General features: G+C 64.0%; 20 protein-coding genes and 2 pseudogenes. 11 read left to right on the top strand and 11 right to left on the bottom strand.

The window, feature by feature from the left end:
• Positions 1-4: 4 nt before the first annotated feature.
• Positions 5-247, top strand: coding sequence for a hypothetical protein (locus ACZ5KP_RS06900; RefSeq protein ID WP_460923179.1), 243 nt, complete (start codon positions 5-7; stop codon positions 245-247).
• 57 nt (positions 248-304) lie between these two features.
• The gene (locus tag ACZ5KP_RS06895; protein WP_460923181.1) at positions 305-496 is read left to right on the top strand and encodes a hypothetical protein; all 192 of its coding nucleotides are present in this window, start codon (positions 305-307) and stop codon (positions 494-496) included.
• Between the two features lie 37 nt (positions 497-533).
• Here ACZ5KP_RS06895 and ACZ5KP_RS06890 read toward each other — a convergent pair whose 3' ends face one another.
• Positions 534-2,057, bottom strand: coding sequence for a 2-isopropylmalate synthase (locus tag ACZ5KP_RS06890; RefSeq protein ID WP_460923183.1), 1,524 nt, complete (start codon positions 2,055-2,057; stop codon positions 534-536).
• Between the two features lie 850 nt (positions 2,058-2,907).
• Entirely contained in the window at positions 2,908-3,258 is a 351-nt protein-coding gene (locus tag ACZ5KP_RS06885; protein WP_460923185.1) for a DUF192 domain-containing protein, read from the bottom strand.
• A 175-nt stretch (positions 3,259-3,433) separates the two neighbouring features.
• Here ACZ5KP_RS06885 and ACZ5KP_RS06880 point away from each other — a divergent pair, with 175 nt between their 5' ends.
• Positions 3,434-4,615, top strand: a complete 1,182-nt coding sequence (locus ACZ5KP_RS06880; protein ID WP_460923187.1) for a hypothetical protein — start codon at positions 3,434-3,436, stop codon at positions 4,613-4,615.
• Positions 4,616-4,790: 175 nt separating this feature from the next.
• Here the strand turns inward: ACZ5KP_RS06880 and ACZ5KP_RS06875 are convergent, their stop codons facing one another.
• The 4 genes and pseudogenes from ACZ5KP_RS06875 to ACZ5KP_RS06860 form a co-directional block, all read right to left on the bottom strand.
• The gene (locus ACZ5KP_RS06875; protein ID WP_460923189.1) at positions 4,791-4,940 is read right to left on the bottom strand and encodes a UPF0175 family protein; all 150 of its coding nucleotides are present in this window, start codon (positions 4,938-4,940) and stop codon (positions 4,791-4,793) included.
• Positions 4,937-5,365 (bottom strand): HVO_A0114 family putative DNA-binding protein, encoded by a 429-nt coding sequence (locus ACZ5KP_RS06870; RefSeq protein WP_460923191.1) that lies wholly within the window; start codon positions 5,363-5,365, stop codon positions 4,937-4,939. Before ACZ5KP_RS06870 ends, ACZ5KP_RS06875 begins: the two co-directional genes overlap by 4 nt.
• A complete protein-coding gene (locus ACZ5KP_RS06865) occupies positions 5,362-5,643 on the bottom strand; it encodes a toxin-antitoxin system TumE family protein (protein WP_460923444.1) in 282 nt (93 codons plus the stop codon). The genes ACZ5KP_RS06870 and ACZ5KP_RS06865 overlap by 4 nt, the downstream gene beginning before the upstream one ends.
• 178 nt (positions 5,644-5,821) lie before the next feature.
• Positions 5,822-6,058: pseudogene (locus ACZ5KP_RS06860) on the bottom strand (hypothetical protein); the annotation flags it as partial.
• Positions 6,059-6,140: 82 nt separating this feature from the next.
• On the opposite strand from ACZ5KP_RS06860, the gene ACZ5KP_RS06855 reads away from it, so the two are divergent.
• From ACZ5KP_RS06855 to ACZ5KP_RS06825, 7 genes and pseudogenes are all read left to right on the top strand, one after another.
• Positions 6,141-6,374 (top strand): antitoxin VapB family protein, encoded by a 234-nt coding sequence (locus ACZ5KP_RS06855; protein ID WP_460923193.1) that lies wholly within the window; start codon positions 6,141-6,143, stop codon positions 6,372-6,374.
• 2 nt (positions 6,375-6,376) lie between these two features.
• The gene (locus ACZ5KP_RS06850; RefSeq protein WP_460923195.1) at positions 6,377-6,769 is read left to right on the top strand and encodes a type II toxin-antitoxin system VapC family toxin; all 393 of its coding nucleotides are present in this window, start codon (positions 6,377-6,379) and stop codon (positions 6,767-6,769) included.
• 350 nt (positions 6,770-7,119) lie between these two features.
• Positions 7,120-7,194: pseudogene (locus tag ACZ5KP_RS06845) on the top strand (surface glycoprotein); the annotation flags it as partial.
• A gap of 186 nt (positions 7,195-7,380) precedes the next feature.
• Positions 7,381-9,420 carry a BGTF surface domain-containing protein gene (locus ACZ5KP_RS06840; RefSeq protein WP_464761897.1) on the top strand — a complete coding sequence of 680 codons (2,040 nt, stop codon included), beginning with the start codon at positions 7,381-7,383 and terminating at the stop codon, positions 9,418-9,420.
• Between the two features lie 153 nt (positions 9,421-9,573).
• A complete protein-coding gene (locus ACZ5KP_RS06835; protein ID WP_460923197.1) occupies positions 9,574-10,113 on the top strand; it encodes a cupredoxin domain-containing protein in 540 nt (179 codons plus the stop codon).
• Positions 10,114-10,361: 248 nt separating this feature from the next.
• On the top strand, positions 10,362-10,664 hold the full coding sequence (locus ACZ5KP_RS06830) for a toxin-antitoxin system TumE family protein (protein WP_460923199.1): 303 nt from the start codon (positions 10,362-10,364) through the stop codon (positions 10,662-10,664).
• A complete protein-coding gene (locus ACZ5KP_RS06825; RefSeq protein WP_460923201.1) occupies positions 10,645-11,130 on the top strand; it encodes an HVO_A0114 family putative DNA-binding protein in 486 nt (161 codons plus the stop codon). Before ACZ5KP_RS06830 ends, ACZ5KP_RS06825 begins: the two co-directional genes overlap by 20 nt.
• Before the next feature lie 13 nt (positions 11,131-11,143).
• Here ACZ5KP_RS06825 and ACZ5KP_RS06820 read toward each other — a convergent pair whose 3' ends face one another.
• The 4 genes from ACZ5KP_RS06820 to ACZ5KP_RS06805 all read right to left on the bottom strand — a co-directional run bounded on the left by ACZ5KP_RS06820 (position 11,144) and on the right by ACZ5KP_RS06805 (position 13,621).
• Positions 11,144-11,674, bottom strand: a complete 531-nt coding sequence (locus ACZ5KP_RS06820; protein ID WP_460923203.1) for an SRPBCC family protein — start codon at positions 11,672-11,674, stop codon at positions 11,144-11,146.
• 63 nt (positions 11,675-11,737) lie between these two features.
• On the bottom strand, positions 11,738-12,565 hold the full coding sequence (locus tag ACZ5KP_RS06815) for an undecaprenyl-diphosphate phosphatase (RefSeq protein WP_460923205.1): 828 nt from the start codon (positions 12,563-12,565) through the stop codon (positions 11,738-11,740).
• 502 nt (positions 12,566-13,067) lie between these two features.
• Positions 13,068-13,394 (bottom strand): DUF5615 family PIN-like protein, encoded by a 327-nt coding sequence (locus ACZ5KP_RS06810; RefSeq protein WP_460923207.1) that lies wholly within the window; start codon positions 13,392-13,394, stop codon positions 13,068-13,070.
• Entirely contained in the window at positions 13,391-13,621 is a 231-nt protein-coding gene (locus ACZ5KP_RS06805; RefSeq protein ID WP_460923209.1) for a DUF433 domain-containing protein, read from the bottom strand. Before ACZ5KP_RS06805 ends, ACZ5KP_RS06810 begins: the two co-directional genes overlap by 4 nt.
• Before the next feature lie 1,705 nt (positions 13,622-15,326).
• On the opposite strand from ACZ5KP_RS06805, the gene ACZ5KP_RS06800 reads away from it, so the two are divergent.
• Positions 15,327-16,229 (top strand): hypothetical protein, encoded by a 903-nt coding sequence (locus ACZ5KP_RS06800; RefSeq protein WP_460923211.1) that lies wholly within the window; start codon positions 15,327-15,329, stop codon positions 16,227-16,229.
• A 34-nt stretch (positions 16,230-16,263) separates the two neighbouring features.
• Here ACZ5KP_RS06800 and ACZ5KP_RS06795 read toward each other — a convergent pair whose 3' ends face one another.
• On the bottom strand, positions 16,264-18,780 hold the full coding sequence (locus tag ACZ5KP_RS06795; RefSeq protein ID WP_460923213.1) for a hypothetical protein: 2,517 nt from the start codon (positions 18,778-18,780) through the stop codon (positions 16,264-16,266).
• Positions 18,781-18,860: the final 80 nt, after the last annotated feature.

Below are 18,860 nucleotides of genomic sequence, written 5' to 3'. Positions count from 1 at the left end.
ATCGATGCGTTCGAGACTCGTGACCGCGGCGGCGGGGATCGTCGTGAGCCTCCTTCTCAGCGCCGCCCTCTGGTGGGTGTTCGGGACGTTCGCGTTCTTCCTGTTCGTGCCGTTCGTCCCGTTCCTGTTCCGCGGATCCAGTCAGCACCAAACCGAAGAGTCGGTCGCCGAGTGCCCGGCCTGTGGGTTCCGGACGGTCGACGAGTCCTACGACTTTTGCCCGCGGGACGGAACGCGACTCGAGTAGCTGATTCTCCTGCGTTGGATCACCACCGATTTCCCACTCGCCCGCCGACTCTCGCGCATGGACGAACGACGCCAAACGATCCTCGGGGGTATCTGGCTGGCCGTCGCTATCCTCGCGTTCGTTGCCGCGGACTTCGGCGGATCGCTACTCTCGACTGCCGTCGGGCTGTTCGCCGTCGGCCTGGCGGTGTGGCTCGCGGTGCTCTACCTCTTCGACCCGTGGGGCATTCTGGAGCGCTATCACCCCTGAGCGGAGAACGGCCGAGATCTTCCGCGAATACGGCTGCTCAGTCGTCGGCGAGCAGCGCTTCGGTGTCGTCGTCGCTGGCGAGCAGCCGGTCGAGCGCCTCGACCATGGCCTGCACGCTGGCGGTCGTGATGTCGGCGTCGGAGGAGCGCACCGAGACGGAGCGGTCGCCGCGGGACATCTCCACCTCGACGGTGACGACGGCGTCGTGGCCGCCGGTGATCGCGTCGACCTCGTAGGAATCGAGGCTGGCGGTCTGCTCGCCGAGGACCTCCCGGACCGCGGAGATCGCGGCGTCGACGGGGCCGGAGCCCGTCGCCGCGGCCTGGTGTTCCTCGCCGTCGACGCGGAGGCGGACGCTCGCGGTCGGGGTGCCGCCGCCGCTGGCGGCGGTCATGTCGACGAGTTCGACGCGGCGCTCGCGCTCGCCCTCGGTGACCTCCTCGGCGATGGTGAGGAGGTCGGCGTCGGTGACGCGCTTGCCCCGATCGCCGATGGCCTTCACGCGCTGGACGATCTCGTCGAGCTCGTCGTCGCTGGCCTCGACGCCGTGCTCTTCGAGGGCTGCCCTGGCGCCGGCGCGGCCGGTGTGCTTGCCGGCGACGATCCGGCGCTCGCGGCCGACGGTCTCGGGCGCGTAGGGCTCGTACATCGCGTCGTCCTTGAGCGTCCCGTCGGTGTGGATGCCGGACTCGTGGGTGAAGGCGTTCTGCCCGAGGACGGCCTTGTTCGGCGGCAGGTCGATCCCGGTGGCGTTGGCGACGGTCTGGCCGAGCGCGTACAGCTGCTCGGTCTCGACGGTCTCGATGCCGTAGACGTGTTCGAGCGCGATGGCGATCTCCTCCAACGCGGCGTTGCCCGCGCGCTCGCCGACGCCGTTGACGGTGGCGTGGACGAGGTCCGCGCCGGCGTCGATGGCTGCCAGGGCGTTGGTGACGCCCAGCCCGAGGTCGTCGTGCGTGTGTGCGCTGGTGGGCCCGAGTTCGGAGAGAGCGGAGACGACCTCGTAGGCGCGCTCGGGGCCGGCGTGGCCAACGGTGTCGGCGTAGCAGACCCGGTCAGCGCCCGCGTCGAGCGCGGTGGCCATCAGCTCCTCGAGGAATTCCAGGTCGGCGCGGGAGCCGTCCTCGCCGATGACCTCGACCCAGAGGCCGTGGTCCGTGGCGAACTCGATGAGTTCGGCCGTCGAGGCGATCACGTCCTCGCGCGTGGAGTCGACTTTCGTCTCGACGTGGCGATCGCTCGCGGGCACGACCAGGTTGATGCCGTCGACGCCGCAGTCGAGCGCGAGCTCGACGTCGGACTGGATCCCCCGACAGAAGCTGGTGATCGTCGCGTCGAGGTCGAGATCGGTGACGCGCTTGATCGTCCGGCGCTCGCCCTCGCCCGTGCAGGCGGAGCCGGCCTCGATCACGTCCACCTTTGCGCGGTCGAGCGCCTGCGCGATCTCTGCCTTCTCCTCGGGCGTCAGCGAGACGCCCGGCGCCTGCTCGCCGTCGCGCAGCGTCGTGTCCAGGAGCGATACGTCCGTCTGGTCGTCGATCGGTCTGTCGGAGAAGCCCACGGGAGAATCAGTTGCCGGTGTGCCGGCGAATTTCGCGTCCAGCCGCCTCGCGGCGACTTCCTCTATCCTCGTGCGTCATGCAATTGGCGACGCAGCACGTGCGGATAAACCTCACGAAAGCGCAGTTCTGGGTGTTCGTGTGGATTCGTGGCGTACGTTCGAATTCTCGGGTTGCGTGTTCAATCTGACTACTAGGGAAATCACGGAGCAGTGTGGGAACAGGCTGGACCGCGACCGCTACGGAAGCCCCCTCCCGCTCGACGATCCTGACTCGCTGCGCGCTTCCTTCGCTCGCTACGCTCGCTCAGTCCAGTGCTTACACCGACAGACTCGCTCCGCTCGTCTGTCGAGGTTCGCCTCGCACCGAGAGACTCACTCCGTTCGTCTCTCGAGCCCTCGTTCGCTACGCTCACGAGGACGCTGCTCGGCTCACCGTCGTCAGCTATCGCCGAGCGGTCGGCCCCTTCCGGAGCCCCACCCAGTTGATTGTCCACCGATCGCGACACCCCGGTGGTCCACGTCGGCGCGCGCTGGCGCGGTCGCGAGCCCCGAAGCGGGCGAGCGGCCGTCGGCAGCGAGCGCGCGAGGGCCGAGCAGCGGAGCGTAGCGAGCAGCGCAGAAGGTTGGGGAGGAATGAGGCTGGGTGGGGCATCGAAAGGGGCAGGGCTCTCGGCTGTCCCCGGGCGAAGCAAGCACTGGACCAACTGAGCGTAGCGAAGAAGGGAAGCGCGCAGCGAGTCCCGGGTTACCGAGCGTCCTGGGGCTTTCGGAGGCTCCTAGCTCCGCCACCATATCACTGCAGTACTCAGCAATCGAAGCACGCGCTTCCCAAGTGGATCGATTCGACCGCTCACTCCTCGACGACGAGGCGATCCCCGACGTCGACGTCGGCAGCGGCGCCGGGAGCCAGCTCGATAAATCTGTCACCGCGCCCGCGCGCGTGGCCGGTCCACGCGGCGAGCGTCTCGACGCGCTCGACGCGGTCGTCGACCGTCCAGACGACGTCGAGTGGGGTGCGAACGAGCACCATGTGGGCGCTCCGGGTCTTCGGGGTGCCGAATTCGAAGACGAGCGCGTACTCCTCCGGGATCGAGGACCGGCCCATGAGTCCGATGCCCTTCGAGAGAATCGAGTCCGCGACCTCGACGTCCGTTGCGATGGGCTGGGGATCGCCGTCGGTCGGCTCGTGAACGACGCGCACTCGTGGTGGGAGGGCGAGGGACTCCAAAACGGTTGTGCCCGCTGGCCGCTCGCCGCAACGTGACGATCACGCCGCAGCCCTCCGAAATCCGTCGATAGCGGCTCCAGAACGCTGCCCCGGTCTCTCCGGACCGACGGCCGAACGTTTACATGAGCGCGGTCCCCACTCGGAAACAATGCCTGCACTCGCCTCGTGTTACTTCTGTGGAGAGGCCGTTGGCGCCTCCCTCGACGAGTACGACCTCCCGGAGGACGCACCGGCCGACGACCAGGTGACGGTCACCCTCTGTGCTCGCTGTGAGGGGAAGCTGAGCGAACTCCTCGGCGAGCTTTCGCTCCCTGCCGCCGGGGACGCCCCTGCGCCGGTGTTCGAGGCCGACGCCTCGACGGCGGCTGCGGACTCGTCGACGGAGGACGCCGGGGAGCCCAGCGCCGCCGACCAGTCGAGTACCGACGACCAGCCGAGCGACGCTGGGGTGCCCTCGTCCACGATCGCGCCCGATTCGACTGGCGATCCCGACCTCGACACCGTCGCCGGCGAGCAGGAGCCGATCTTCGCGGACGACGACGGACCGTTGCTGGACGACGAGTCGGAGGATGACGCTGACGACGAGGCGGAGCAGTTCGAGGCAGCGGACGGCCCGTTCGGCGAGCGGGCGGGCGACGACGCGGACGCCGATCCGACCGACGCCGGTTCCACTGCGGACGGTGCGCCGGGCGACGACGATTCGGAGTCCGAGCCGGTGACCTCGTCGACCCACACTGACGGCACTGACGGTACTGACGACACGGACGGTACTGACGACACGGACGGCACTGACGGCACGGACGACACCGATGACGACGGTCCGATCGCGGCACCGCCCGCAGCCGAGTCCGAGGACGAATCCGCTGGCGGGGAGGCCGAGAGGGACTCCGACACCGACGCCAAATCCGACTCTCCGCAGCGTACCGACGCCGCGACGAGTCCCGACGCAGCCCACGGTGCGAAGGACGAGGAGGCTATGGACGACGAAACGGACGACGCCCGCGAGCCGGCCGCCGTCGGGGCCAGTTCCGGCGGCGCTGGAACCACGAGCAGGGGTGCCGGCACTGAGCCCGGTGCCGCCAAAGCGGGTGGCCCCGCCGCGGCAGCGAGCGCGACCGACGGCCCGCTTGCCGACGTCTCCCCGCGGACCTACAACCGCGTCGTGCGGCTCCTCCAGAACCGCGAGTTCCCCGTCGACCGGGCGGACTTCGAGGCGCTGGCGACCAGCGCGTACGAACTCGACCACGGCGAATGCGCGGCGGCACTCGACGGCGCGATCAAGAAGGGGCTGCTGGAGGAGCGTGGTGGGGAACTGCACCGGCCGGAGTGAGCGGATCGCCAGCTTCAGTCCTCAGGTAGCGTATCGGCTTCTTCGATTGCGCGTTCGTAGCGCTCGTCCCCGATCCAGAAGCCCTCGGACCGGAGTTCGGGTAGCACCGGCGAGGAGTCGTCGACGGTTTCAGCCGCGTGTGGCGTCGATGTCCTCCTTCAACTCGGCTTCGGTGTTAATGGCATTCGACGCTGCGCTCCCCCAGGAGCTGGTGGAACTCCGTCCGCGAACACCCTGCGAGCTCTCTGGCCTTCCCGACGGAGAGATACCCCTCCCGGTACAGCGAGACTGCGAACTCCAAGCGGAGCGACTCACTGGCTGTCACGCCGATGCCCCTGGAACCTCTCCGTTCTCCGCCGACCGGGGGAACGCAATCGAGAGGCGCACGTTCTCGGCGCCGCCGCGGAGGACCGGACGCTTTCGCTGCCCCTCGGTCTCGAACTCGACGACGCCCAGCGATTCGAGCTCCTCGAGATTCCGATGCACGTCTCGGTAGTCGCGTTCGACGACTTCGGCCGTCTCGCGAATGCTCTCGGGGTGCTCCGTAGCGATCGCTTCGACGAGTTCGAGGTTCGAGGTACGCACGAGCCGATCGACCTCGTCGAACGCCTCGAAGTTCAGGACGAACCGGGCGTCCTGTTCGATCGATTCGTCGCGCTCGCCGGCCTCGGCACGTCGCAGTCGCTCGCGGGCAGCCTCGCGGTGATCGTCGCGCTGTTTGAACGTTATCTCGAGCGTGTTTTCTGTCATGGGAGTTGTTCGATTTCGTCGACGAAGCGGTCCCGAAGGGCCAGCATCCCCGGGAACTCAATCTCCGTCACGTCCTCTGGTGTGTGGCGTTCGTGCCGCCCAGGTGTTCGATTCTCGTTGTCATAGCGGAGGATGGTGCCACGTCCGTCGGTGTAGCCGAAGTGGAGGGCGTATCTGTAGCCGCTGGGATACGCCGGATCGTCGGTCAGGATGATCTTCCGTCGGACGACCCGTTCGCCGAGTCTGTCCTCGACGTCCTCCACCACCCTGTGGACCATCGCGTATGCTATGGTATGATCCCCATCGCAATAATAGTATGGGATCTTTCCCATAGGGACAGTCCGATTCGATTGCTGGCCCGTCTCTCACGAACGGACCACGTCGCCGGTCGCCCGAACGTTCGAGTTTGATCGGCGTGACGCCCTCGACTGAGCAGCAATCATCCACAGTTGCTTCGGACGCCGTGATGCGGAGGGTTGCCCGCCCGAGTTCGTCTTCGACCGTGGCACCGGTCCGTTCGATGGCCGTCTCGACAGTCGTTCCGGGCTCCGAAACGCCGGGCAGGAGCGTGACTGGCTCGTTGCCGGTGCTTCCCGAAGCCGTTCGACCGCTGGATCGACGTATTCCGGCGTCGTGATGTCTCGAAGGAGCCACGACGTCCGTCGATCCACGACGAACTATCGGGCTGTACATCTGATTGTTGCCCTCCCCAAGGAAGTAGTTCAGGGTGCATTCAGCGAAACCCATTTCTGCTGCTGCATACAACTGTATGCACATGTCGAAGAGCATCCGCCTCTCCGAGGATGCTTACGAGCGACTCGCCGCGCACAAGCGCGAGGACGAGACGTTCTCGGACGTCGTGCTTCGCCTCGCCGGGGAGCGATCGCTCCTCGAGCTTCGAGGGCTCCTCGACGACGAGGAGGCCGACGCTCTCAGGGACGCCGTCGAGGAGCGCCGCAAGCGTCGCACCGGGGAACTGGACGCGATCGGAGACCGAATGGGTCGATAGGCGTGTTGCTCGACACCAGCTTTCTCATCGACGTGATGAACGACGATGACGGCGCGATTGAAACGGCACGGGAACTGGAACGCGAGCTGGTCCAGCAACGGATTTCGGCGATGACGCTCTTCGAACTGTACTACGGTGTCTCGAAGTCGATGCGTTCGGAGGAGGAGCGCGAACGCGTACGCGACGTTCTCGCCTCGAAGCCCGTTCACCCTGCAGATACCGCAGTCATGAGGAAAGCCGGTCGCATCGCTGGCGACCTCGCGAACGACGGGACACCCGTCGCTGACGGCGACGTGATAATCGGCGCGACCGCGACGATCGTCGACGAGCCAGTGCTCACGCGGAACGTCGCCGACTTCGAACGGATGGACGGCGTCGCGATCGAGACGTACTGATCTCGACTCACCGGCGTTTCCGTGTTTTGCGCCTCCGCGCGTGCGCACGCAGCAACGGCCTACTCGCCAGGACCAGCGCATCCACGCCCGTTCAGGACCACTTCCGGTCGCGAAACGAGCCTCGACCCGGAATTCGAACACCGCCGATTCTCACCGCAATCGACTTCCGAAACCCCCCGACGGCGGCGGCATTGCGCGCCGAATTTTGCGCGAAACGACGCCCGCAATCACACAAAGTATTTAACGCGACCCCATATATACTTCCACTGTACCCCTACCAAAGGGTAGCATCAGCGAGTAACTCCACTTTGGATCAAAGCTGGTGGTGCCGAACACGATAACACACAACTATGACAAACGATACTTCATATCGCCAAAAGGGACGCGCAGTGTTCCTGGCAGCGATTATGGTTCTCTCCATGGTGGCTGGGGCTGCTGTCCTGACAGGCAGCGTCGCAGCGAACCATGATGGCGATGGTGACGCTACCATCATTGAGAGCCAGAATCCACGTGTCTTCCAAGGACAAGAATTGGCATTCGACCTGAGTAACGTAACCGGTAGTAGTAACACTGAGTACACGATCGTCGACTCGAGTGGCTCGACGCAAGGCGTGTTCACGACCGGCGCCGACGGTCACGCCGTCGTCTCGACGGCCACTCTGGCTGACGGACAGTACGAGGTGCTGGACACCGACGGCGACAACGTCACAAAGTTCCGCGTCACCACGCAGAGCTTCGAGGCGTCCGCCGACGGGTCCACGATCACGCTCGACTCCAGCAATCGTGGCGGTCCGTTCCTCGTGAACGTTAGCTCCGACGACCTCACTGACACGGAGATTGAGGACGCCCTCGGCGCCAACTCGGACCAGCAGCTGCAGGTCTGGGGCGGACTGAACAACGAAACCACGGTCGAGATCAACACCACCGTCCTCGACGCTGGTAACTACTCGGTCCAGTTCGACGTCGCCGACACCACCGCGAGTGCGTCGGCGAACTTCAGTGTCGACGCCGGTCTCGATGAGGACGCCACCTTCGGTGCCCAGCAGTACTCGGGCGTCGTCGGTGACAACATGACGTTCACCATCGAGCCGTCCGGTTCGCCGGGCGAGGTCTTCCTCAACATCTCGGCTGACGGTGGTTACTACGACGCCACGCTCAACCTGAGCGACGTCGGCGGTGACCCCGTCACCGTCACGTGGAACACCCATCTCGCGAGTGAAAACGGTAGCAACCTCGGCTTCTCCGCCGAGAACGCAACTGTCGAAGGTGTCTACACGTTCAGCGGTGACGCGATCACCAACAGCGACCACCTCGTGAACCAGCAGGCGGACTTCGAGTTCGAAACCTACGTCAACGACCCCATCAACGGTGAGGGCGAGTTCCGAGACGTCGCTGCAGTTCGTCTGACCGAGCGCTCCACCGACGGAGCAACCGTCTGGACCGCGCCTGGTCCCGGTGCTGACGGCTTCTCGCACTCCGACACCAGCGGGGCTCTCGCTGCCGCAACTCAGACCGACACCATCGCCGCTCAGGACCTCCTCATCGTGGAGGTCGAGGCGAATGGTATCTACGGCTACATGAACGATCAGGTTGGCACCTTCAACCAGACGGGCGGCCTGAACCTGACGCTGTCCCAGACCGCAAGCGGCCCGTACGGATCTGCTGATTCCGTCCACATCGGGGACATTGCTGGCAGCGCCACCCTCGTTCAGCAGCCCGACAACGGCACGTTCTACGTGCTGATCGACTCCACCAGCGTTCCTGGCCTCGCGACTGGCGAGAGCTGGGACGCCACGTTCTCGATCCACGAGTCCAACCCGTACGTTGACTCCGAGGAGTCCGTCAACGACTCCTTCAGCTACGCACAGCGTAACATCGAGATCCAGGGTCTCAACGACAACGACACCCTCGTGCTGCCCGCCAGCTCGGACGCCGAGCTGACGGCAGAGACCAACGTTGCACCCGGCACGTCGGTCAACTCTCGAATGAACTTCCCGTTCCAGTTCGTCACGGCCAGCGGCGAGGTCGCTGAGGACGGAACGTTCACCGCGACCGTTGACCTCTCGGCCTTCGACTCTGGTACCCAGTTCACCACGCGCGTTAGCGCGCCGAGCTCGGCTACTGAGCATTCGGTCGACTCCGTCATCGGCACTGGTACCGGCACCATTCCTGCCTCCTTCAGCGTCGAAGCGAGCGCAAACGGTCCCGTTACCGTCGGCGATAGTGCTTCCCTCGAGTACACCATCACGAACGATGGTGACGAGGCAGGCACGGTCAACTACACCGTCACCGTCGGTGGCGAGGAGGTCGTCTCCAACTCCACCGAACTCGAAGCTGGCGGCTCCGTCACGATGACCTACGAGGACTTCGACACCGGCTCCGCTGGTGACATCTCCTGGGAGGTCTCCACTGGCGACGACGCTGCCTCTGGCACGCTGACTGTCAACGAGGAGTCCACCGGTGACGACGGCGGCGACGACGGTACTGGCGACGACGGTACTGGCGACGATGGTACCGGCGACGACGGTACCGGCGACTCCGACGGCGACTCCGACTCCGACTCTGACGGCGGTCAGCCCGGCTTCGGACTCGTCGTTGCACTGTTCGCCCTGATCGGTGCTGCGCTCCTGGCGCTGCGCCGACAGAACTAACGCGGTAACCACCCGCTGTTGCGGGGAATTCATTTTTTCGGACGCTACGACCGAACAGCTACAGCAGTCGGTTCGATACTGCGGCCCCGCTATACTACGGCCCGGTCCGACGAAACCAACATATTCAGTAGCGGGCAGTGGTTAGCCCCGAACATGGATCACAACGCCGCGACGCTCGACCGTCGGACGCTCCTTCGAGGTGCGGCCGGCGCGACGGCAGCCGCGGTCGGTGGGGCGGCTGCCACCGGTTCGGCGGCGGCACAGACACAGGAAATCGTCGTTGGCCCCGAGGGCGACATGTTCACGTTCTCGCCCTCCAGCGTGACGATCGCGCCCGGCACCACTGTCACTTTCACGTGGGAGACCGACGGCCACAACGTCTCGCCCACGAGCATCCCCGACGGCGCGAGCTGGGAGGGCCATCCCGAGGTCGTCGGAAGTGGTTCCACCTACGAGTTCACGTTCGAGACCCTCGGCACCTACGAGTACCAGTGTGATCCCCACGCCCCGGGGATGGCCGGATCCATCGAGGTCGTCGAGGGTGGTCCCAGCGCAGGACCTGTCAACACCGGGCCGCCGGAAGTCTCATCGGCGGCGATGAGCCTCACTACCGGGCTGCTCGGTGCGTTCGGCGGCGTACTCGGGCTCACGTTCTACTTCATGAAGTACGGCGGCTCCGACGACGAGGAGTAACGCTGGCGAGGTCTACAGGCTGCCCTGCGGAACGAGGCAAACTGGACGTGCGACCTGTCCGTTTCCTTCCTGCCCTTCTTATCGGAAGCCGAGCAGAGCGTTTGCTGACCAATGGCAATCGTTGCAATCGATGGCACAACGCGCAATCTCTCTGTCCGTAGTGCTCTCGCTCGTATCGCGGCCTCCTGTTGTTTCCCCACCACAACGCTTACCGGGCTCCGGGTCCAATCACACGGTGACGCCGCGGAATGCCGGTGAAGGCGTTCGAGGCGGCCGACGAGTTCCCGGTCGGTGATCGCTGGGAGGCCATCGCCTGGTCGGTTCCCGAAAGCGAAGCGTTCCCGGAGGGCGTGAAGTACAGCTTCCAGTATCTCGGCCCGGACGACGAAGCGATACTGCGCTACGACAACGCGAACGACGCTCACGGCGTCGGTCGCCACCATCGACACCATCGCGGTACGGTCGAGGGAATCGAGTTCGACGGGCTGGCCTCCCACGTCGAGCGATTCCTCGAGGAGGTACACACGATCCATGACCGAATCTACGACTGAGCATCCACGCGAACTGCCCGATACCGTCGAGTTTCCGTCGACGCTTCGCATCACCTCGAAACCGTTCCAAGCGGCCGCAGCGAACACCGTTGCACGCGCGGAACGCTGGGAAAGTGGTGAGGCAGTTCCTCACGTCGTCAACTTTCAGGACGCCAGCCGTCTCCAGCGCGTCCTCACACCTCGCCGACTCGAACTGATCCGGAGCCTCATGAACGCATCTGCGGACAGCATTCGTAATCTCGCGGACCGACTCGATCGCGACGTGCGGCAGGTCCACGACGACGTGCAACTCCTCGGCGACTATCGCATCGTCCACTTCGAGACAGATGGCAACGCGAAGCGCCCAGTCGTCCCCTACGAGACGGTTCGAATCGAGGTCGAACTCGAGGTATCGTCGGCGGAAAGCACCGGATCGTCCGGGGGCGATTCGGACTCCTCGGCCGGTAGTTCTCCACCAACGGCGTGATCGGGCTCCGATACTACTTTTCTCTGCTGATCGACAGCTCGACGGCCCGCGGCTCGCCCTCCAGATCCGCGACGACCCGCTCGACGATCGCAGTCGCTTCGGAGCGAACGACGGGGATCACGCGGTCGACGATCGCCCCGGTCGGCACGAGCGCCGGGAGCCCGATCGCCTCGGCGCTCTCGGGATCGTAATCGACGACGAACCGGACGCAAGTGATCGGCGGGTCGCCGTCGGGAATCGGCACCTCGACGTCGCCAGCGGCCCCGTCCTCGATCACCCAGGCGCCACGCGCCCGCAGCTCGGAGACGAGCTGCCAGTCGATGCGGGTCGGTCTGTCGAGTGCGGTCACGCGGGAGGTCCCGGTGTGGGAGAGTCGCCACCAGCCGACCGTGATATCGTACTCGGTTCCGGGGCCGCCGTCGCCACGCTGCGCTACTGCTTCGAGATGCTCGGAGTACTGCGCGTAGGCGGTGAAGTCCGTGAGGAAGTCGAACACCGTCGCCCGATCGACGAACACGTGCGTGGCGACCTCGAGGTGCTGCACGGTCTGGCAAGGGCAGCGGCGTGTATAGGGCTGTGGGCGGGGATCGTGCGGGGTCTTCAGCCGTTACCCGACTGCGACGATCAGCCCGCCGCCGAGGATCGCCAGCCCACCAAGGCCGAAACAGACCGCCCAGAACGGGATCCGCTCGACGATCGACAGCAACGCGTCGATCGCCAGATAGCCGACCACGACGCTCACCCCCAGCGCCACGACCGCGCTCCCAGCGCCGATCTCCGGGAACCCGCCGACGTCGAGCACGATCAGCGTCGCAGCGCCGACGCCAGCGGGGATCGAGAGGAGGAAGGACAGCCGGAACGCCGCCGGCCCGTCGTGCCCTTCGAACAACAGCGTGCTCGTCGTCACGCCCGACCGGGAGACGCCGGGGAGGACCGAGAACCCCTGTGCGGCCCCGACGACCACGGCGTCGCGCAACGACGGCTGTTCGCGCTCGCCCAGTCCGACGGCGTCGCTGTACAGCTGCAACAATCCAGTCGCGATCAACAGGACGCCGATCGCCGCGATCAGGACGCCGCCCGTGAGCTCGCTGGCGACGTCGATCGCGAGGACGTACAGCGGGATCCCGACCAGCCCGGTCATCGCCGTCGCCACGAGGACGAATGAGGGCTCTGCGCTGGACTCCTCGAACGCGGTTCGCGGCCGCCACTCCGGAATCGTCTCGATGGCGTCAATCACGTCCTCGCGGTAGTAGATCGCCGCCGCGAGCGTCGTTCCGAGCTGCAAGAAGAGGGAGAGCTGGATGGCGACGTCGGCGGACTTGCCGGCCGCAGTGAAGAACACGGTGAGGTTTCCCTGGCTGGAGATCGGGAGCCACTCCAGCGTTCCCTGGAGGAGCCCTGCCAGCACGGCCATCAGCAGCTCCTCCAGCGTCATTGATTGGAGGTTTCCCCGAACTCACATAACGCCGACGGAGTTCGGCGGTGTCCCGCGGATGGCGTCGTGATCGAGATCGTCGGGCTCGCTCTGGACGACGATCGTATCCTGCTCTGGAAATGGACGAGCGAGCCGATCGGCCACCAACTCGTCGAGTGACTGGAGACGACGGTCGAGGCAGGGGAGTGGGCAGGCGATCACGGAGTGGATCTGCGGTACGTGCTGACGGCTATGTATCAGTTCGATTCGGGTGCGGGGACTCGGATTGAACAGCAGACAGCCACGGAAGCCCCCTCCCGCTCGACTCGGGCGGCTCGCTGCGCCCTTCGGCTCGCTACGCTCGCCTCCAGTGCTTACGTCGCCGGCCTTCGTCGAGCGGTCGGCCCCTTCCGGAGTCCCGCCCTGGCAGTTGTGACGGCAGTCATCCGCCCGGTGGAACACTTCATCCCGAGAAACCCCGGTGGACAGTACAGATGTCCGAGGCTGCAGTGGTGACGTGTACCTATACGTACCCAATCGAATGATCATCGTCGGGTCTCGCCTGTACGTGTTCATCGACGGCTTTTACCACGTCACCAATCTGTCGCCCAGCCTGTTGCACGTAGAGCACCCCGCAATGGTCCATGCCCTCGCCTTCGACGAGTGAGAGAAAATCGTCGTCGAACGTCACCAGTAGCCAGTCGTTCGAAACCGCATATTGCAACTGCTCCTCGTCGGGGTCGCCCAGGGTTCCTTCCTCCCTTGCCGTGTGCACCGTCCACCCGCGTCGACGGAGGCCATCGGCGACTGGAATCCAGATACTTTCGTCGCAGTACAACGGCCTCGTCATGCAGAGGCCGACTCCGAGGACGGGGACCGGAAGTCGTCGATGTGGTCGTAGTAGTACGCCAGTGCCCGGTGGACGGCTGCGAGCGTGAGGTCGGGATATAGCTGCGTGATCTCGTCCGGATCGTAGCCGCTGTGTTCGTACGCCGAGGCGACATCCCGCACGCGGATTCCCGTCCCTCCGATCGTCGGTGCACCGTCGCTGTGGTCGGTATCCTGAACGATCTCCATACCACAGGTATCGCCCGTACCGTCTTGAAATATGGGGTCGCCGGGGTTCTCCAGGTGCCGTTCCCGGAACGAAGCGACATCTCGTGACGGTGGAGGGAACGGTTGGAATCGGCAGTCAACTCGACGAAAGGGACAGCAGACCGCCACGGAAGCCCCCTCCTGCTCGTCAGTTTACGCTCGTTGCGCTCCTCAGTCAGTCGCTCCGCTCCCTCCTTGCGGTGCTTACGTCGCCTAAACCGACGACCAGTCGGCCCCTTCCGAAGCCCCACCCGGATTGAATTCCCGCCGAGCGCGAAACCCCGGTGGACCGCCCCGGCGCGCGCTGGCGCGGGTGAGCCGAGCGGAGCGAGGCGAACCTCGTCGGAGCTTGCTCCGACGGTGCCGCGAGCCCCGTTGCGGGCGAGCGGCCGTCGCCAGCCAGCGCGCGAGGGCCGAGCGATGCTGGATCGGAGATCCAGCAAGTCTGAGGCTTCGCCTCAGGCAGCGCAGCGGAGCGAGGAGCGCAGAAGGCTGGGGAGGAATGAGGCGGGTGGGGCTCCGAAAGGGGCAGGGCGGTCGACCCATCCCCGGCGACGTAAGCACCGCAGCCCGAAGGGTGAGGAGCGCAGCGAGCCGCGGACGGTCGAGCGACCTGGGGCTTTCGTGGCTGTTCGTAGACCAAATCCACCCGTCCGCACTGTTCCATACAGACGAGCTATGGAACGATGTAACTGCCATTACCCAGCACGAGACTGCTGGCGACGGATCGGCGGCAAATCCATACACATCCCATCGGGCACCGGCGGTTTCGTAGAAGCAATGAATGCAGTCCCCGATAGTGGCGGCATCATCGTGTGGGACGGATGGTCCGAATTTGCTTCGCAGATTACGGTTCCTGACACGCAGTCCAATCTCTGCGTCGTCGGTTCCCACAAAGAAGACGGACATCTCGCCAGTTCGTTTTCTGATTCAGCGTTGTTCGACTTCGAAGTGAACGGCGCATCGGGGCCATCCCGATGGAGAGGGTGGGATGCGACACGTCTTCGACGGGCTATCGTTCTTCTGCAATCGAAATAATGTGTCTGCCAGCGTCGGGTTTATGACCGAATCCCAAACCCAGGACAGGACCCTCAAATCGTGGTTTAACGATCTCTATATCAGTGAGTTCCCTGGTTGAGGATTCGATACTGGCGGGAATATCGTCCGCATCAACAACTGCGATATTGAATACTGCGACGGTGCGGGGATCGTGTTCACCAACGGCGACGTTCGTGCCCTCGATACGACGATCAACAATTGCGCAAGGACCGACGCCGAGGCGGGACTTATCTTCACATACAAGGCTAGGGCGTGACAATATACCGGAGGGGAAGTGACGCTTTGCGACGAGAACAAGTCTTCATGCGTGGAAGTGTCTTTCGACGATACAGGACAGGGAACTTCGGCGGGAACGTCGTCATTGGATCGAAGCTGGCGGCACCCCAAATCAGGGCGCACGCCGTCCATATGACTTTGATTTTGCGTTTGATAACAAACTCATCAATGTATTCGGCCAAGAGTATCAGTATGTCAGGACTACAACCATGCAAACACTCGGGTTGGTATTGCAGACGATAACAGCCCGAAGGCGCTATTTGACGCATAATATGATTCCCGGGTTCTAAACCTCTGACACTCACTCAACACCGAAATACAGAGTTAAGGACCGTAGCGGTATTTGGATAGTATGGACAAGGGTATCCTGTATATCGGAACGAACAAAGGCTATCTTGAGCAAGCAGCCGTTTCTGCACGCTCTGCTCGCAAGGTATCTCACATCCCGATAGCAGTCATTACGAACAGTTCATTGCGAACAACCGCCGAGTCTATGGACTGTTTTGATTCAGTGGTTACAGTACCGGATTGCAAATTGCATGATGATGTTCGCGATAAGGTCCACCATATGGGAAAATCACCATTTGACAGAACACTCTATCTGGATGGCGATACCAGTGTTTTGAAAGATATCTCACAGATGTTTGAGATGTTAGATCGGGTTGACTTGGCCGGTTCTCAAGCCCCAATTCGGCCGGTCGTAGAACTTGAAACCGTTCCCCATTCGTTCACAGAATTAAATACAGGAGTTCTTTTGTTTGACAGTAGCCCGGAAGTTGAGGAGGTATTTTCGGACTGGCGTGAAAACTTGCGTGAACAGATTGAACACGGTCGGCCGGATGCTGAGGTGTCTATTGGAGGAGACAGTCTTGACGATATACCATTCGGCCGTTATCACGGACAACCGCCATTCCGAGAGGCAATCTATATGAATGACATACATGTTGGAATATTACCTCCAGAGTACAATTTCAGAGGGCTCGAGAGGGTTTTTGGTCCCGTGTACATTTTGCACAATGTAGCCGATACTGATAGAGATAAACTGCGAAGGAAAGTGAATGAAAATGAAGGTGGCAGGGTATATATACGAGAGCGTGGGACGATGTATTACGATAGCGGCCGATCTATCTCCATCAATAACAACATTACAAACAGGCTGTACTGGCTTGTAGCCGATTCAGATAGACTCCGCAACATAGTGGAGAAAACCGGTCTAAAGAAACCACTGAAATCCCTTTTGGCTTTCTCTCGTTAGATGAATGTACTGAACGCTACAGTGCGCCCAGTGTTCAGCTGGCGGCGGACACCGTCCGCCCCTCGTGGACGTCGCTCTGAGACACCGTCACCGTCTCGTTCCCGACGGTGTACTCGCCGGGGTAGGCAACGCGGAGCGTGGCGATTCCGGTGGCGTTGGCGGTGGCCGTGCGCTCGTAGGTGAACGCGGCGTCGTCGACGGTGACGTTCGTGGAGGCTGTGATCGTGGCATTGGCGGCGGCGTTCGTCTGGATCGTCGCGCCCTCGACGACGGCGAAGGCCCTGGTGTCGTGCTCGGCGTAGATGAGCTGGTAGTGGGCGGTGGGCTGGTCGCCGGCGCCGTACTCCTCGTAGAGCGTGTGGTGGACGGTGCCCTCGGCGGAGTCCTGATCCTCGAGGACGACGTAGCCGACGCGATTGCGCAGTTGGTCGTACTGTGTGTCTGGATCCGAGGCACTGAGGAAGGATTCGTAGTTGTTCTGCGCGTAGGCGTAGCTCGACGCCTCCCCGTTGACGAAGAAGTTGTACATCCGGTTGTGGCCCCACTGACTGAGGACGAAGTTTCCGGGATACTCGTGGTCGAGTCGCTCGTCGTACTGCTCGATCGCCTGCGACGCGCCGTACTGCCCGTCGTCGTACGTGAGTTCGCCGATCAGTCCGGGGACGAAAATCAGGTTGAAGACGAGTACGAGACAGAGGATGCCGACGGTGTATCCGATTGCCATCTTCTGTTCGGGGAGTTCGATCGAGGCGCCGTCCGGTGATCTCTCTGCGCCATCGAACGGTGTCGGTCTGCGGACGAGGTCGATGGCCGAGAGGAGATAGACCAGCGCGATGGCGCCGAACAACGCGACGAAGATCGCGAGCTGCCCGGCGAACCGCACCTGGATCGCCGCAAACACGAGGAACCACCAGGTAAAACAGACTGGGACCAGCCAGCCTGGCTCGTAGCGGCGCACGACGATCCACGTCGCGAGGCCGAGCGGAATCACCGCCAGGAAGAAACCGAGACCGAGCTGCGTGAGCGGCCCGAAGACGAACGCCTGCTCCGGGGCGAACAGCGAAGCGGTTTCGGTCGCACTCTCCCGGAAAAAGAGGGCGTCCATCCGCTCACGAATCCGATCGACGTCGTCGGGACGGAGCGACCGGTAGCCGAACGCGCCGCCGACGGCGACGAGGGCCTCGGCACCGATCAGGCCCGGAATCGGGAGGTCGAACCGACGCCAGAGTTCTGCGAGACCGATCACGGTGACGCCGCCGAGAACGACGAGCGCGGGGGTGAACGCAACGAACGCGTCGTGCCAGCCCCACCGGAGGTGGGCTGCCGCGGCGAGCACCGCACCGCCGCCGAGGCCACCGACAGTTGGGGCGAGCGTTCGGGCGGGCGAGAGCCCGGCGTTCGCGTCCGCAGCGGCCCGGAGGGCGACGTACGTCGCGACGGGGAAGAACACGAGCGAGGAGCCACCCCAGGCGTGGACGGACGCCGCGACGGCGACCGCGAGGATCGCTGCGACGGCCCAGGACCGGCGGGCGCGGACGTGCGCCGACATGGCTCGCGAAACGGCAGCATCGTCACCCAGATTTGCGTATCCGGTAGCCTCGTTTTCGGCCGCAGCCGTAGCCCGGTCGTTCGGCGTTCCTGAAGAGGACCGCTCGGCTGAGGCCGCTGGGCCGCGGAGTCGACGGTGGAGATCGACAGCCAGCCACGTCAACGCCAGCGTGAGTACACCGAGCCAGAAGTACTGGTGAGCTCGGTGTTCGAGGAAACCAGCGCTGGTGTACACCGCGTGGACAGGCGCGACGCCGAGGAGGAGCACTGACGCGAGGCCGATCCGGACGTCGCCAGTGAGCAGCGTGGCGAGCCTGTACACGGCAATTGCGAGGAGGAGTGTCAGCACAATCGGGAGCCACGCCGCGACGGCGTCGGCGGTGCCCGAGGAGCCACCGAGCAGTTCCGTGATCCACCAGTTCGTCGCATGCGTCAACGGGCGAATCTCCGCTCCGCCCGATATTTTTGACAAAACGCTCGCGTCGAGGGGCCCATTCGATTCGGCGAGGAGGTGCCGTTGCCAGTAGCGGTAGTAGTAGGGATCGTTCCCGGGCGAGACGACGTCGCCGTTCCGGAACACCGACGCGTAGCCCACGAGCCTCGCAGCGGCGACGACTGCGAGGGCGGCGACAAGTCCGAGTGCAGCGCGGCCGTCGATCGACGGGAGGGTGAGCAGCTCGCGGTCGGCAGTACTGGTGTTGCTGCCGAGAGCGGATTCGTCGGTGCTCGCGGTATCAGGTGCAACAGTGTCGGTGCCTGCCTCCGATTCGATGACCGTCAGAGTGGCGTCGCGATCCGCGAGTCTGTAGTCTCCATCGTCGGTTTTTCTCGCGATATCACGGGAGACCATCTCGCCGAAGCGGCCCGAGTCCAGCGGTGCGTCGTCGAAGGTCCACGGTCCCCGCTCGTCGATCGCGACGAGGTCCTCGAGGTTGGATTCGGCGTCGGGGTGATCCTCGAGGAACGATCGGGTGGCCTCAGCCACCCGTTCGGGGGACTCCATCGGGAAGACAAGGGGACAGGCGGTCCTTTTACGTTTCGTCTCGGCGGGCGTGCCGGAGAGCAGCGTGTACTGAGAGGCCT

The sequence above is a fragment of the Salinarchaeum chitinilyticum genome, from assembly GCF_055390775.1.
The sequence above is the reverse complement of the archived record's forward strand: the minus strand, read 5'-3'. Positions and strand labels throughout refer to the sequence as shown.

What these genes read in the sequence shown, in the direction of transcription:
- ACZ5KP_RS06900 (WP_460923179.1), top strand. Translation starts at nt 5, where the DNA reads ATGCGTTCGAGACTCGTGACCGCGGCGGCGGGGATCGTCGTGAGCCTC.
- ACZ5KP_RS06895 (WP_460923181.1), top strand. Translation starts at nt 305, where the DNA reads ATGGACGAACGACGCCAAACGATCCTCGGGGGTATCTGGCTGGCCGTC.
- ACZ5KP_RS06880 (WP_460923187.1), top strand. Translation starts at nt 3,434, where the DNA reads ATGCCTGCACTCGCCTCGTGTTACTTCTGTGGAGAGGCCGTTGGCGCC.
- ACZ5KP_RS06870 (WP_460923191.1), bottom strand. Translation starts at nt 5,365, where the DNA reads ATGACAGAAAACACGCTCGAGATAACGTTCAAACAGCGCGACGATCAC.
- ACZ5KP_RS06865 (WP_460923444.1), bottom strand. Translation starts at nt 5,643, where the DNA reads ATGGTCCACAGGGTGGTGGAGGACGTCGAGGACAGACTCGGCGAACGG.
- ACZ5KP_RS06855 (WP_460923193.1), top strand. Translation starts at nt 6,141, where the DNA reads ATGTCGAAGAGCATCCGCCTCTCCGAGGATGCTTACGAGCGACTCGCC.
- ACZ5KP_RS06835 (WP_460923197.1), top strand. Translation starts at nt 9,574, where the DNA reads ATGGATCACAACGCCGCGACGCTCGACCGTCGGACGCTCCTTCGAGGT.
- ACZ5KP_RS06830 (WP_460923199.1), top strand. Translation starts at nt 10,362, where the DNA reads ATGCCGGTGAAGGCGTTCGAGGCGGCCGACGAGTTCCCGGTCGGTGAT.
- ACZ5KP_RS06825 (WP_460923201.1), top strand. Translation starts at nt 10,645, where the DNA reads ATGACCGAATCTACGACTGAGCATCCACGCGAACTGCCCGATACCGTC.
- ACZ5KP_RS06815 (WP_460923205.1), bottom strand. Translation starts at nt 12,565, where the DNA reads ATGACGCTGGAGGAGCTGCTGATGGCCGTGCTGGCAGGGCTCCTCCAG.
- ACZ5KP_RS06810 (WP_460923207.1), bottom strand. Translation starts at nt 13,394, where the DNA reads ATGACGAGGCCGTTGTACTGCGACGAAAGTATCTGGATTCCAGTCGCC.
- ACZ5KP_RS06805 (WP_460923209.1), bottom strand. Translation starts at nt 13,621, where the DNA reads ATGGAGATCGTTCAGGATACCGACCACAGCGACGGTGCACCGACGATC.
- ACZ5KP_RS06800 (WP_460923211.1), top strand. Translation starts at nt 15,327, where the DNA reads ATGGACAAGGGTATCCTGTATATCGGAACGAACAAAGGCTATCTTGAG.
- ACZ5KP_RS06795 (WP_460923213.1), bottom strand. Translation starts at nt 18,780, where the DNA reads ATGGAGTCCCCCGAACGGGTGGCTGAGGCCACCCGATCGTTCCTCGAG.